General features: G+C 56.0%; 11 protein-coding genes. All 11 read right to left on the bottom strand.

Annotated features, from left to right (window positions below):
• Positions 1-130: 130 nt before the first annotated feature.
• The 11 genes from LX66_RS03130 to LX66_RS03080 all read right to left on the bottom strand — a co-directional run bounded on the left by LX66_RS03130 (position 131) and on the right by LX66_RS03080 (position 14,630).
• Complete coding sequence (locus tag LX66_RS03130) at positions 131-1,078, bottom strand: FecR family protein (protein WP_145710428.1); 948 nt, start codon at positions 1,076-1,078, stop codon at positions 131-133.
• 65 nt (positions 1,079-1,143) lie between these two features.
• Positions 1,144-1,755 carry a sigma-70 family RNA polymerase sigma factor gene (locus LX66_RS03125; RefSeq protein ID WP_145710427.1) on the bottom strand — a complete coding sequence of 204 codons (612 nt, stop codon included), beginning with the start codon at positions 1,753-1,755 and terminating at the stop codon, positions 1,144-1,146.
• Between the two features lie 51 nt (positions 1,756-1,806).
• A complete protein-coding gene (locus LX66_RS03120; RefSeq protein ID WP_145710426.1) occupies positions 1,807-3,141 on the bottom strand; it encodes an NAD(P)-dependent oxidoreductase in 1,335 nt (444 codons plus the stop codon).
• A gap of 32 nt (positions 3,142-3,173) precedes the next feature.
• A complete protein-coding gene (locus tag LX66_RS03115; RefSeq protein WP_211365968.1) occupies positions 3,174-4,040 on the bottom strand; it encodes a nitrilase-related carbon-nitrogen hydrolase in 867 nt (288 codons plus the stop codon).
• A gap of 56 nt (positions 4,041-4,096) precedes the next feature.
• The gene (gene hydA, locus LX66_RS03110; RefSeq protein ID WP_145710425.1) at positions 4,097-5,479 is read right to left on the bottom strand and encodes a dihydropyrimidinase; all 1,383 of its coding nucleotides are present in this window, start codon (positions 5,477-5,479) and stop codon (positions 4,097-4,099) included.
• On the bottom strand, positions 5,463-6,962 hold the full coding sequence (locus tag LX66_RS03105) for an NCS1 family nucleobase:cation symporter-1 (RefSeq protein WP_145710424.1): 1,500 nt from the start codon (positions 6,960-6,962) through the stop codon (positions 5,463-5,465). Before LX66_RS03105 ends, hydA begins: the two co-directional genes overlap by 17 nt.
• An 89-nt stretch (positions 6,963-7,051) precedes the next feature.
• Positions 7,052-8,410 (bottom strand): aminotransferase class III-fold pyridoxal phosphate-dependent enzyme, encoded by a 1,359-nt coding sequence (locus LX66_RS03100; RefSeq protein WP_145710423.1) that lies wholly within the window; start codon positions 8,408-8,410, stop codon positions 7,052-7,054.
• A gap of 51 nt (positions 8,411-8,461) precedes the next feature.
• Complete coding sequence (locus LX66_RS03095; protein WP_145710422.1) at positions 8,462-9,919, bottom strand: CoA-acylating methylmalonate-semialdehyde dehydrogenase; 1,458 nt, start codon at positions 9,917-9,919, stop codon at positions 8,462-8,464.
• A 252-nt stretch (positions 9,920-10,171) separates the two neighbouring features.
• Positions 10,172-11,257 carry a phosphatidylinositol-specific phospholipase C1-like protein gene (locus tag LX66_RS03090; protein WP_145710421.1) on the bottom strand — a complete coding sequence of 362 codons (1,086 nt, stop codon included), beginning with the start codon at positions 11,255-11,257 and terminating at the stop codon, positions 10,172-10,174.
• Positions 11,258-11,378: 121 nt separating this feature from the next.
• A complete protein-coding gene (locus tag LX66_RS03085) occupies positions 11,379-13,448 on the bottom strand; it encodes a T9SS type A sorting domain-containing protein (RefSeq protein ID WP_145710420.1) in 2,070 nt (689 codons plus the stop codon).
• Between the two features lie 18 nt (positions 13,449-13,466).
• The gene (locus LX66_RS03080; protein WP_145710419.1) at positions 13,467-14,630 is read right to left on the bottom strand and encodes a carbohydrate-binding protein; all 1,164 of its coding nucleotides are present in this window, start codon (positions 14,628-14,630) and stop codon (positions 13,467-13,469) included.
• Between the last annotated feature and the right edge of the window lie 163 nt (positions 14,631-14,793).

Raw genomic sequence — 14,793 nt, 5'->3', positions numbered from 1 at the left:
ACAGTCTCTTTTTTTTCATACATTGTATGGCTTTTAATTTGGAAAAATTGATGAGCAAAAAGCCGTTGGTAGCGGCTGATCCGGAAGGCTTTGTTGGTAGCAAAGCCTTCTTTCTTTTGTTACTGGAATGTTAACGGTAAAGTGTAATAGTGTCCCTCCTTTGTTTTATTTTAAACTGGTGAATAGATGCAAGTACTTCCGCCGCTTTTATGGCGGATAGCGATACCGGCACGCTGGCCGTGAATTTTTGCTGCCTGACCCGGTCGTCGGCAGCGGTTATATAAATGCCGTAGTTCTGCTGCATGAGCAGGGCCATTTCCCTGAAAGAGGTGTTTTTGAACAACAGCTTTCCCTGCTGCCAGGCCGCTGCTTCCCCGTCAAATCCCTGTATGGACCAGGTTTTAAGCCGCTGATTGAATACCAGTTTTTGCTGCTTTCCCAGCACGCCTAATGTGCGCAGGCTGTCCAACACCTGTACTTTTCCTTCCTGTACGGATACGTACAGCTCTTCCAGGCGCTTATAGGCCCGGATGTTGAACGAGGTACCCAGCACCCGGGTAGTGACGCTGCCGGAGCGGATAATGAAAGGATGCGCCGGATCGTGCTGCACTTTAAAGAAGGCTTCACCATCTGTTATCTCTACCCGGCGGGCATTGGCGTTATGGGTATAGATACGCAGGCGGGTGGCGCTGTTCAGCGCAATGATGGTGCCGTCCTGCAGCGTGAGCCGCTTGCGTTCCCCGATGCCGGTCACATAATCCTGGAACTGCGGCGCAGCAGCAGTTTTGCTTTTGTTGCGCATGGTGAACAGGATGCCGGCGGTAATGATCAGCGCCACGCTGGCGGCTGCCGCACTGATATAGGCATAGCGGCGGAAGGGCCGGCGCCGCTTTACCAGCCTGGGCTCCAGCCTTTGCCAGATGGCTGCTTCCAGCGCTTTTTCCCTTTCGGGGCTGAGCTGCACGGGGGCGCGCTTTTCCAGCCTGTCGTACCACTGCTCCACAGCGTGCTGCTCTTCCTGGCCGGCCTTGCCGGAGAGATATTTCCCGAATAACCGTTTTATGTGTGAATGCTCCATAACAAACTATATCTCCTTATCGGGGAAATAGCTTTTCATACCGGCGCAGGTGTGTTAACTTAATATTAAGAAAGACGGGAAACGTCAAAAACGTTCATCAGTAAGAGGGTGCAGATGATCAGGTCTCCCTGGTAATGGTTGCGCAGCAACAGGCGCAATTTTTTCATGGCCAGTGAAAGCTGGTTGCGGACGGTTTGCTCGGAAAGGTTGAGCTGCCGCGCAATGTCCGTTACTGAAAGTCCCTGTTGCCGGCTCAACTGGTATATATGCTGCATGCGTGCCGGCATGCGGTGCACTTCACTGTCAATCAGGTCTTTTACCTTATCCAGGTCCATTGCCGTTTCAAAGCCGGCCTGCGTGGGTTGGTCAAACCATTCGGGTATCTGTACGGTGTGATTGCTGAAGGCATAATGGGAGATGATGCGGTAGCGGAGGGCGGTATACAGGTAGCGGCCCAGGTCATCACTGTTTTGAATATTGATCTTGTCTTTCCGTTGCCACAGGGTCAACATCACTTCCTGCACCATGTCCTGGGCGTCCGCTGCATCTACGCGCTTGCAGGCGCTGATGTACAGCTTTTTCCAGTATTGCTGGTACAGGCGTTTGAATGCCATGGTGTCCTCCGCCCTGGCTGCCAGAAAGAGTGTAAAATTATCATCTAATTCCGCTGAGCTCATTTCAACGGGTAAAATTAGAAAGAACGTACCGTGCGATGTATTAATAAATTATTAAGCCAGGTAACCCAGTATAGCGGCTGCGGCGTCTTTCCCGGCCTGTACGGCGTCCACTACTTCCCGGCCGCCGTTCACGCAATCGCCGCCCGCAAATACGCCGGGAAGGTTGGTAGCGCAGTGCGGGCTGGCGCTGATCCTGCCCTGCCGGTGCTGCAGTTGTTCATGGCTGACCAGTGTGGTAAAAGGTTCCTGCCCGGCGGCTTTTATCACCATATCTACTTCCAGCGTAAAGGTTTGCCCGGTATCCACGGGACTGCGGCGGCCGCCGGCATCGGGCGCGCCCAGTTGCATAACGCTGCATTCCAGTTGCTGCACGGCGCCCCTGCCTTTTATCGCTTTAGGCGCTGCCAGCCAGCGTACCTGGCAGCCGTCCAGCAGGGCGATGTCCAGCTCTGCCTGTGTGCAGGGCATTTCTTCCTGCGTTCTGCGGTATACAATGGTCACTTCCTGCGCGCCCAGGCGTTTGGCCTGTGTAGCGGCATCAATAGCCGTCATGCCCAGGCCTATGACGGCCACTTTATCGCCTACCGGCACGGCGGGATAGCCTTTGCTGCGGATGTCGTAGATAAAGCGGATGGCGTCCACCACGCCTTCCAGGTCCTCGCCGGGAATGTGCAGTTGCCGGGCCAATCCAACGCCGATGCCCAGGAACACAGCATCATATTCCTGCTGCAGGGAGGCCAGGGAAAGGTCTTTGCCCAGCTCCCGGTTGTATTGAATATCGATACCTCCCAGTGAAGTGATAAAGTTTACTTCTGCTTCGCAGAATGCCGGCGTCACCTTGTACGCGGCAATACCGTAGGTCATCAGCCCGCCGCCTTTGCTTTCTTTTTCAAATACCGTCACATCCACGCCCTCGCGCGACAGCACATGCGCACAGCTCAGCCCTGCCGGGCCTGCGCCAACGACCGCTACTTTTTTACCGGTGGCAGGCTTACGCTCAAACAGCCGCCATTGCTGCGTAATAGCATCTTCCGTAGCATAGCGCTGCAGCCTGGCAATGCGAATAGGCGTTTCATGCAGCAAGTTGTATACGCAGGCGCCTTCACAGAGCTTTTCCACCGGGCATACCCTGGCGCAGCCGCCGCCCATAATGTTGGAAAGAAAAATAGTATGCGCCGCGCCTTTGATATTGTCCGTAGCGATCTGTTTGATGAACTTGGGGACATTAATGCCGGTGGGGCAGCTTTTAATGCAGGGCGCATCGTAGCAGAACAGGCAGCGATTGGCCTCTACCAGCGCGGCTTCCCGGTTCTGGAAGGGCGGGTGTATATCGCTGAAGTGTTGCGCGTATTCTTCGGTGGTGAGGCGGTTGTTCGCAATGGCCATGGCATTACATTTAGTTGAAAAATCAGCCCGCGTTACAGCTCCGTGAGCTTCCCGTAAGTTTCCGGCCGGCGATCGCGGAAGAACTGCCATACGCTTCTTACTTCTTCTATCTTGTCCAGGTCCAGCTCCGCAATCAGCAGCTCGTCGCCGTCTTCAGAGGCTTGCGCAAATATCTGCCCGCGCGGGTCCACGAAGTAGGAGGAGCCGTAGAACCGGCCCAGGTTCCAAGGCTCTTCCGTGCCCACCCGGTTGATGCAGCCCATGAAATACCCGTTGGCAGCAGCATGCGCGGGTTGCTCCAGCTTCCATAAATATTGCGAGAGGCCGGCTACGGTGGCGGAGGGGTTGTATACGATCTCCGCGCCGTTCAGCCCCAGGCAGCGGGCGCCATCAGGAAAGTGACGGTCGTAGCAGATGTATACGCCTATTTTGGCGTAACGGGTCTGGAACACGGGATAGCCCAGGTTGCCCGGTTTGAAAAAGAATTTTTCCCAGAAACCGGAGGTGTGCGGAATATGGTTCTTGCGGTATTTGCCCAGGTACGTACCGTCGGCATCTATCACGGCGGCGGTGTTGTACAATACGCCGGCCTGCTCTTTTTCATATACGGGCACGATCATCACCATGTTATATTTTTTTGCGTAAGCCGCCATCCGTTCCGTGGTGGGGCCGGGCACCGGCTCTGCGGAGGCATACCATTGCGGGTCCTGCCCGGGACAGAAGTAGGGCGTGCTGAAAATTTCCTGCAGGCAGAGTATCTGCACGCCTTTTTGCCCGGCGGCTTCTATAAATGGAATGTGCTTTTGTATCATGGCTTCCTTGATCTCCTCAATAGTGCCTTCCCCTTCTGTTTTAGGTAAGCTCACCTGGATCAGTCCTGATTTAACGATTCTGGGCATTGTTAGATATGTTTAGTATGATGGTGTTATAGATAGAATGATAAATGTAAAATTTCCTAGATCTTCCCGCTTACTTTATGACGTTTGATGAACTGCCCGTAACCTTTTTCTACCAGGCATTCCCCGTCATTCACCGCCACCTTGCCGCGCAGCAGCACCGTTTTTATTTTGCCCTGCAGCTCCCATCCTTCATAGGCGGAATAATCCACGTTCATGTGGTGGCCGGCGGCGGTAATGGTATGCTGTGCGTGCGGGTCCAGCAGGATAAGGTCCGCATCGCTGTTCACGGCAATGGTGCCCTTGCGGGGAAACATGCCGAATATTTTAGCCGGGTTGGTGCTGGTCACTTCCACGTACTTGTTCAGCGTGATCCTGCCTTTGTGCACGCCTTCGCTGTACAGCAGCTCCATGCGGTGCTCAATGGCCGGGTGGCCGTTGGGTATTTTGGAAAAGTCATCTTTCCCCATCAGTTTCTGCTCCCATTTGAAAGGGCAGTGGTCAGTGGCTACTACATTCACCAGCCCCTGGTTAATGCCGGCCCACAGCGTGGCCTGGTCTTTCTTTTCCCGTAAGGGCGGGCTCATCACCCATTTGGCGCTGTCAAAATCCTGTTCGTAGCGGCTGGCGTCCAGCAGCAGGTATTGAATGCAGGTTTCCACAAATACGTGCTGGTTCCTGCGGGTGGCCTGCCGCACGGCGTTCAGCGCGCCTTCGCAGGTGAGGTGCACAATATAGCCGGGGCAGCCGGTATAGTTGGCCATGTCTGCAAAGCGGGCGCTGGCTTCCGCTTCCGTTACCTCCGGTTGTGAAAGATAGTGGTACAGGGGCGACAACTTTCCTTCTGCTTTATGTTTGGCTACCAGGTAATCGATCATGTCGCCGTTGGTGGCGTGCACGGTCACCATGCCGCCCTGCTTTTTCACTTCCTGCATCAGCCCGGTCATTTGCCGGTCGTCTATCATCAGCGCGCCTTTGTAGGCCATAAAGGTTTTAAAGGAGGTAATGCCTTCGTGGGTGATCATGGTCTGTATCTCCTGCCGGGTATGCTCATTAAAATCGGTGACGGCCATATGAAAGCTGTAGTCGCCCAGGCAGTTGCCATTGGCCCTGGACTGCCATTCCGTTAAGGCTTCCCGCAGGGAATGCCCCTGCTTTTGCAACACGAAATCGATGACCATGGTAGTGCCGCCGTGCAGCGCCGCCCGGGTGCCGGTCTCGTAGCTGTCGCTGGAAAAAGTGCCCATGAAAGGCATGTCCAGGTGTACATGCGGATCAATGCCGCCGGGCATTACCAGCATACCGTCCGCATCAATGGTCTGGCCGGCGGGAATGGACAGCTCTTTCCCGATCAGCGATATTTTTTCTCCTTCAATGAAAATATCTGCTACGTAATCATCTGCAGCGGTAATGATCCTGCCGTTCTTAATCAATAGCGACATAAGCGGAAGTTTCTTTTATGGTCTTGATACCGGGCTTATAGGTCTGCATCAGCAGCATATAAACAATGCCGCTTACCAGGAAGCCTACAAACCAGGCGTAATTATACAGTTGCGCGATCCATCCCGGCACAGCGCCTGCACCTATTGCTTTTATGGTGACCAGGAAGCCGGGCACATTGGGCAGCACCCCTGCCAGCAGCGCAGCGATGGCCGGGATATTGAAGCCGTTGGTAAAGTGGTAAGGCCCATGCGGGTTATACAATTCATCCGTTAGCAGCCTTTGCTTGCGGATGAAATAATAATCCGTGATCATGATGCCGCCTACAGGCCCCAGCAGGCTGGAATAGGCGATCAGCCAGGTAAAGATGTAGCCGCTTGGATCCGCGATCAGTTTCCAGGGAAAGATGAGTATGCCGATGATACCGGTCATGTAGCCGCCCTTGCGGAAGCTGATGCGCGAAGGCCATAGGTTGGCGAAATCATTGGCCGGGCTGACGATGTTGGCGGCGATGTTGGTAGCTAAAGTGGAAATAGCTACCGCTATCATGGCGAAGCTCACCAGCAGCCTGCTTTCAAAGCGGCCGGCCAGCACCAGCGGGTCCCAGATGGTGGTGCCGTAAACGATGGTGGTAGCGGAGGTCACTACCACGCCAATGAAAGCAAAGAGCGTCATGGAAGGCGGCAGCCCGATGATCTGCCCTCGTATCTGCGCCCGCTGCCCGGTGGCGTAGCGCGTAAAGTCCGGTATGTTCAGCGACAGGGTGGCCCAGAAACCGACCATGCCAGTGAGCGCAGGGAAGAAAAAGCCCAGCATTTCATTAGTATTGGTAAACCTGGACGGCTGCTGCAATATAGGCCCCAGCCCGTTCCCGGCGCGCACGGCCCAGTATAGCAATGCCAGTGCTGCTACCGGCAGAAAAATCGCCTTAAATACCAGCAGCTTGCGAATGCTTTCCACGCCCAGGTATACCACGTATAGGTTCAGGAACCAGAACAGCAGGAAGGTGATGGCAGGCCCGGTCTGCAACCCGAAGGCGGCGGGGAACACGGCCGGCAGGGTTTCCAGCCAGGGCCACCACAGGCGGAGCATTTGGTACAGCGCAAAGCCGCCGATCCAGGTCTGTATGCCAAACCATCCGCAGGCTACAATGGCGCGTAATATGGCGGGAATGTTGGCGCCTTTTACGCCAAAGCTGGCCCTGGCAAATACCGGGAACGGGATACCGTATTTAGCGCCCGCATGCCCGTTGAGGATCATGGGCACCAGTACAATACTATTGCCCAGGAAAATGGTGAGAATGGCCTGCCACCAGTTCATGCCTCCTTCTATGAGGGAGCTGGCCAGCATGTAGGTAGGGATGCACAGGCTCATGCTGATCCAGAGCGCGGCATAGTTCCAGGTGTTCCAGGTCCTTTTGTGCGGCGGCACAGGAGCAAGATCCTCGCTGTAAAGAGAAGAAAAATGTCTGGTGGTTTCATCCATGTTCGTTTATTTTGGACGCTTAAGTTGAAGTAAGAAGTACGAGGTATGATATTGACGCGATTCCGGGGTCATACTTCATACCTCTTACTTCATCCTTCATACTGCTCATCTGCTATTGAAATTGCTTCGCTGATCATGGCCAGTCCTTCGTCTACCTGTGCCCGCGTGATGCAGAGGGGCGGCGCTATAAAAACATAGTTCCAGCGCACAAAGGCGTACAGGCCCAGTTGCTTCAGCTTGCCGGCCACTTTATTCATGACGGCCATTTCTTCTGCGCCGGCATTGAAGCGCGCCATCGGCGCTTTGGTGGCCCTGTTCTTTACCAGCTCCAGGCAGCCCAGCAGGCCGGTATTCCGGAAGTCGCCTATGCTGGGATGCTGCTGCTGCAGCCGGGCCACCTGCTCATCTATATACCGGCCCATTGTAACTGCATTCGCTACCAGTTGTTCATCCTCGTAGATCTGCAGCACCTCTACGGCTGCGGCGCAGCATACCGGGTGGGCGGAATAGGTAAGGCCCAGCCACAGGACCTTGTCATCAAAGTATGCGGCAATTTTGTCGCTGACGATCAGCGCCCCCAGGGGCAGGTAGCCGGCGGTAATGCCTTTGGCGGTAACGATCATGTCCGGCGCCACGCCGTGCAGATCGCAGGCAAACCACCGGCCGGTTCTGCCAAAGCCGCTCATGACCTCGTCTGCTATCAGCAGGATGTTGTAGTGGTCGCAGAGCGCGCGTACTTTCTGCAGGTAATCCGGCGGGTATTTGATGCAGCCGGAGGAGCCGCTTTCGCCTTCCATGAGGATGGCCGCTATATTCTCCGGTCCTTCAAATTCAATGACCCGTTCAATATGGCTCACGCATTCCCGGGAGCAGGAGGTGATCTCCTTGCCCCAGGGACAGCGGTAACAATAAGGATCTTCCACGTGAATGATGTTGGGCACCTGCTGGACATCATGCGGCAGCTTGCGGGGATCGCCGCCGGCGGTCATGGCACCGTAGGATGCGCCGTGAAAAGCGCGGTAGCGTGCAATGATCTTGGAACGGCCGGTGTACAGGCGGGCCAGTTTCAGCGCGTTCTCCACGGCTTCCGCGCCACCGGTGGTGAACAAAGTTTTATTGAGCGGGCCCGGCGCAATGGCGGCCAGCTTTTTGCCCAGCTCTCCCCGCGCGCGGGTAACGCAGCCCGGCGTTACATAGCTTACCTCCTGCATCTGTTGCATAACGGCACGGGTTACACGCTGGTTGCCATGGCCGATGTTCACGTTGATCAGGCCGGAGGAAAAATCGAGATAGCGCTTGCCGTCGTAATCGTAGAGATATACGCCCTCCGCATGTTTTACCGCAATGGGGGCAATGCCTTTTTGTTTGCTCCAGGAGAACAATGTGTAGTCGAGATTATCCTGGATGACCTGCTGTGCGGCTGACAGGGATGCTGTTTCCGGCGCCATAAGCGTACTATTTTAATGAGTGGTCGTATTGCTATCTTTGTGCCCGGTGTTTCAGCTCATCCAGTTCACACCGGCTTCCGGGTTCCACTTTACGGTGGTCTTTTTCAACCTGGTCCAGAACTCAATGGAGCTTTTGCCGGTAATATCGCCTACGCCGAATTTGCTTTCATTCCAACCGCCAAAGGAGAACGGCTCCCTGGGCACCGGCACGCCGATGTTCACCCCTATCATGCCGGCGTTGGCCTTTTCCACGATATAGCGCGCCAGGCTGCCGTTCTGCGTATATACGGCGGCGGCATTGCCATAGGGGTTGGCGTTCTCTATGGCCAGCGCTTCATCTACGGTAGCGGCCCGCAGGATGCTGATCACGGGCCCGAATATTTCTTCCCGGGCTACGGCCATGTCCGGCTTTACATGATCGATCACGGTGGGGCCTACATAGGTGCCGTTCTCCTTCCCTTCCACCACGGTGTTGCGCCCGTCTATCAGTACGCGGGCGCCCTGCTGCTCCGCTTCCGTGATGTACTGCTCGATCTTTTCCTTGGCGGCCCGGCTGATCACGGCGCCCAGGTTGCGGCCGGGCACCACCTTGCCGGCTTCCGCACATATTTTGTCTACAATGTGGTCTACCTCTCCCACGGCTACCATGGCGGAAGCCGCCATGCAGCGCTGCCCGGCGCAGCCACTCATGGAGGCTACCACGTTCTGCGCGGTCATGTCAGGCTTGGCATCGGGCAGCACCAGCAAATGGTTTTTGGCGCCGCCCAGCGCCAGGCAACGTTTCAGGTTTTGCGTAGCCCGCTGGTACACGAGGCGGGCCACCCTGGTGGAACCTACAAAGGAAACGGCTGTAATGCCGGGATGATCACAGATGGCATTGACGATCTCACTGTCACCGTTCACAATATTGAGCACGCCGTCCGGCAGCCCGGCCTCCTGTAACAAGGTGGCTATGCGGGCCAGGCTTAACGGCACTTTTTCCGAAGGTTTCATGATCATGCAGTTGCCCAGGGCAATCGCGTTGGGGATGGTCCAGTTGGGCACCATGCTGGGGAAATTAAAAGGCACAATGGAGGCCACCACGCCCAGGGGCACATGCGCTGTTCTGCACTCCACGCCCTTGCTTACTTCCAGTACTTCGCCGGTGACCAGTTGCGGCAGGGAGGTGGCAAATTCCGTCAGCTCTATGCACTTCTCTATTTCTGCCACGGCCTCTCCCAGTGTTTTGCCGTTCTCCTCGCTCACCAGCGAGGCCAGCTCCTGCAGGTCCCTTTCCAGGAGATACTTGTACCGGAAAAACACCTGTACGCGCTCTTTGATCGGGGTCTGGCTCCAGGCGGGAAAGGCTGCCTGCGCGGCGGCAACGGCGGCATCCAGGTCCGCAGCAGTGGAGCAGGGCATAATGGCCAGCTCCTTGCCGTCGGAGGGGGAGATAACGGTGAGCGAGCGCGGGGAGGCAATGTCGCTGAACCGGCCGTTAATAAAGTTCTGTATGGCGGGGTACTTCATCTGTGCTGTTTAGATACTCTTAATTTAATCTATTTTCTGCAATAAATAAAACAGGCCCGCCCCTGCACCCGGGCGGGCGCAGGGGCGGGCCTGTATAAAGCATACCGGGAACGGTCAGCGCTGTTGGTATGCCGTAATGCGCGCTTTAATATTCTCAGCCGGGACGCCGCGTCTTTCCGGTACGGAATTACCGCCATGTGAGGAAACTGCCGGCGGGTAAAGCTACCGGAAAGCGAGGTAAAGCACCCTGTATCAGTCCTGTTGCCTGGCCAGCAATGGGTTCATCCTAATATACCCGCCGTTATCAAAACGCACCACGTAAGGAGATGCAAAGTGCGTGCTGGGCCGGTAATAATCTGTGGTGATGATCTGCGCGCCGGATTGCAGGGCGGCCTTGAAAGTGCTGGCATCATTGCGACGGGCTTCTTCTGTATTGGCATCGGCGCGGGTGCGCACGATATAGCCGCGGGCTACCATTGCCCTGATCTTGTCCCCGTCATTAAGGGGATCGTTGATGATCATGAAAGCCGCTTCCGGTGTGCCCGCAGCGGCGTTGGCAAACAGCACACGGTCCTTCAGGGAAGGATGCCCCTGGATGTAAGCGGCCCGCTTTTCTCCTGTTTCATCCAGTATGAAAATGAACTTGCCTTTTGCCGCGCCTACGGTGGGCCAGTGACCGCCCAGCACTGCTGCTTCCAGCGTGGGATAAGCGCCCCTTACATCGTCCGGGGTGAGCAGGTTTTCCCGGCCCAGGTTTTCAAGAATGGTTTGGTCCAGCAGGTCAAACACCCTTGATGTAAACGCTTCCGGCACGGTAAACCCGGGCTTGTCCACGGCTTCGCTTTTAGCGTTGATGGTGATGAACACGGGGTAATGATCCTTATGTGCGGCAGACCAGGCTTTCAGCTCCTGCAGGCAGTTGCGGAAGGTGAGGCAGTGGCTCCGGAAATCAATGTCCTGCACGTGTAGTACTTTGAATCCCGGCTGCTGCATGCGGCCATCGGGATCATAAGGCGCGGGCGATCCGTATTGCCGGCACCATTGCAGGCCGGCCGGCGATGCATACCTGCCGCCCAAAGTGTCTGCATAGATATCGATCTCCAGGTTGCCCAGTCCCAGGGACAGTTGTTCGGAGAGGCTGATATGCTCATAGTCCAGGTGCCTGGCGGCCGCGGAGTCCTTTTCGCTGATAAGGCGGAACAGCGGCGGATCGATCGCTTTTTTATAGCTGTTGTGAGAGCCGATGACCTGTATGTTGTTCAGCGGCAGGTTGTCCATTTTATCCGGCAGGGGCGCCATGAACAGGCTTAGCAGAAGGAGAGCGGATAGCAGTTTCATGGTACAAATATGTGCATTCATTCCTGTACGTTATTGCATGCTCCCGTTATGATTTCATTAAATAAAAAAAGAGGCCCCGGATGCACCGGGGCCTCAGCAACGATCACAGGGAAGGGATATATTAATGTTTGATCACTTTGCGGGTGATCACTTCGTCTCCCAGGTAAATTTTCACCAGGTACATGCCGGTGGGCAGGGTAGACAGGCTGACGGGCTGCCCGTTGGATACCCGCTGCGCCAGGCGTACTTCTGCGCCGTTCATGTTATAGATCCTTACATAGTACTGGTCGGGCGCCTGGCTTACCTTGATGTACAACTGGTCCCGTACCGGGTTGGGCGACAGCACCACTTTCACCTCCTGCTCCTTGTCATCGGCCTGCGCGGCGGCCAGCTTGCCAGCCGGTACATCGGTAACGGCTTTTGTCAGCGTAGCCGGTGCAATGGCGGTAGACGGTTGCACCACCAGGGAGGTAGCCCAGTCGTTCAGGTCCAGGGGCTGCCCGTTCAGCGACAGATTGGCCAGGCAGGAGAAGTCGCTCCTGAACACGTAAGCATTGCCGCCGAAATTGATATCCTGGTACAGGATCACTTCATAACCGCTCTGCACTCTCAGGGCGGAGATATCATCATTGGGTACGCCCAGTGCATTCAGGTCCGACATATTATAACTGCCGGGCGAGAGGCTTACGGCGTAGCCGCCATAGTTGCAGTCCTTGTACACCGTTACTACGCCGCTGCCGCTGCTGCCGCCAATGGAGCCGCTAATGGTGTAAGCGCCCAGGGAAGCATAGTTGGAATACCCGTCAGTAGCCGGGTTGCCGGCGCCTGTGCCGGTTACGGACACATAATACGTGCCTGCGGACAGGTTGGCGCTGATGCCGGCATTCAGGCCGGAAGGATTGGATGTGGCTACTACGCCGCCGCTGCTGTTGTACAGGGTGGCCAGTATATCCAGGTCCGGGTGCCGCAGCGCCGGGCTGAAGTTCAGGGTAGTGGCGCCCCCGGTGGTGTTGAAGCGGAACATGTCCACATCGGCCGTGCGCCCGATGATGCCGGCCGTGCTTACATTGCCGGATACATCTACATTCAGGGCGGCGGCGGCGCTGATGGTATTGCCGTAGTCATCGGCACGGTAGCCTACGCCATAGGTGGCGCTGGCTATTTTGGCCAGGTCGTCTTCCGTATTGTTGGCATTGGCGTACTCACCTTTGCTCCACTGCACTACGGGGCGGTAGTAGCCTACGCCCATAATGGGGGCCCAACTGCCGTGGCCCTGGTAATAGCCTTCGGAGGGAGAGGTTCTGCCATCGTGGCCCAGGCCAAAGGTATGGCCTACTTCATGGGTGGCGGCATCTCCGGCGCCTTTTACGCCGCCGTTGAATACCCAGCAGGGCGTATCGTCATTCCAGTTAAAGGAGCCTATGTAGGCCACGCCGCCCGCGCCCGGGGCTGCGGTGTTGGTAGGCGTGAAAATGACGCGCATCCTGCGGTTTTTAGGATAGGAGTTGAAAACTGCTTCGCTGGTAGTTACGTTTACGTGGAATGGTTTAAAATCTTCGCTCACCAGCTCCCATACTTCCACCATCTGGGCTTCTGTGAGCTGGGCGGGCGCTGCGTCAATGGGATTGCCGTTGTTCCAGGGCGTGCCGGACACGTACTGCCCGTCATAATCCAGCAGCACGCAGCCGTTGGCGCCGGGATAGCTCTGCAGGTCGGCAGGGATGGCCGCTGCGCTGGCGGTTGCCGCTGGTGTGGCGGCAGGGCCTTCTTCGTAATTGATACAAAGCACTTCATGGATGCTCACTTCCTTAACATAGGCGTTGCCGGTACTATCGGAATAGTATTGGTATGCCCGCTGGCTTTGGCGTAACACAATGTTACCTTCCAGTTCCTGGCCCCTGATGCGGAGGAAGAAGGAGGAGCCGGGCGTATTGGCGATTTCACCGGCCATGAACGCTTCTGCAGGACCGGAGTGCCGGTAATTGACCTTTGCGTTTAACGTGGTAGAGGAGGAGATGCGGAGTTGCGCTCCACTGACAAATTGCTGCTGCCTGGCATTGGCCTGTGTAAATTCCTGTATCAGGCCGGCGGCCCTGCCAAGCGGAACGGGTTGTTGTTGTTGCCCAAAGGCTTGTGTGCAGGCGCCGAGCAGGAGCAACAGGCCCGCGGTATATTTTAAAAGTGTCTTCATAAGAATTATTTTGAAGGTTTAAAGTTTGGTAATGCGCCACCAGTTGATATTCCACCCACCTGATGCCGCATAGATGCCGAAATTGTAGGTGCCCGCATTGAGGTTCACCGTTTGTGAAATGGTGGTCCAGTTCTGCCAGCCGCCGGTGTTGGGCACATCCAGCGCGCCCAGCACAATGGAGCCTGCGTTCAGGTCCTGCGACAGGCGGCCGCCGCCGTTCTGGCTGGCCACCCGGTACTCTATACGGTAGCTGCCGGAAGCAGGCACGGTAATGCTGTTGTAGGCCATCCAGTCGCCGGTCTCAATGTAGCCTACGTTCTGCCCGCCGCCTGCATCCGTACAGGCTTCCGTTTGCACGCCGGACATGGCGCTGTAGCTTTCGGCTTCCGCAAAGTGGCTCCAGCCGGGATTGTTGCCGCCGCCGTCCTGGTATACCCTTACATAATCCACGTACATTTTGGCCGGAAACGCGCTGTTGTCAATGTTGAAACCGGGCCAGTTGCCACCGATGGCGAAATTGAGCAGGATGAAGAAATTCCGGTGGAACTCCTCCGTGCTGTTTACGTTGTTCAGGATATTGGCCTCGTTGAATTGTACGCCGTCCACGAACCATTTGATGGAAGATGCGTTCCACTCAATGGAATATACATGGTAGTTGGTAACGTTCACCGGCGTGCTGGCGCCATACTGGGCATGATCGCCGTTAGGGCCGGTCCAGTGGATGGTGCCTACGGAATTGGGCTCCGTGTTCACATGCTCCATGATGTCTATCTCGCCGCAGGAAGGCCAGCCTACGTCCACGATGTTGTCGCCCAGCATCCAGAAGGCCGGCCAGGCGCCGGAGAATGCGGGTATGGCGATACGGGCTTCTATTTTGCCGTACTTCCAGGATTTCCTGCCCTGGGTTTTCATCCGGGCGGAGGTGTAATTGAAGCCGCCAAAGCTTTCGCGTTTGGCAGTGATCACCAGTTGCCCGTTTTCCACGGTGGCATTTTCGCGGCGGTAATATTCCAGCTCATTATTGCCCCAGCCGCTGCTGCCGTTGCCGGTTTCAAACACCCAGTCGGGGCCGATACCATTGGTAAATTCATCCTGCCAGACGAGCTGCCAGTTCTGGGAGAATGCTGCCTGCTGGAGGGCGGTGAGCGCTATCAGCAGTAATAGGATCTTTTTGGATTGCATAATGCTAGATTTTGGATTTAGAGATGATGAAAGTTTGTTTCATGCTTTGGATGGAAGTGCATACAATAGCCCCGTCGGCTTTTGCGGTCCGGGGAAGACAGCATGACCAACGGGGCTGCAGTAATTGGAAAGGAAAGGGTTTTTTCATATGGTTGCGTGTTTA

This window comes from Chitinophaga japonensis, from assembly GCF_007830125.1.
In the GTDB taxonomy this organism is placed as follows: domain Bacteria; phylum Bacteroidota; class Bacteroidia; order Chitinophagales; family Chitinophagaceae; genus Chitinophaga; species Chitinophaga japonensis.
The sequence above is the reverse complement of the archived record's forward strand: the minus strand, read 5'-3'. Positions and strand labels throughout refer to the sequence as shown.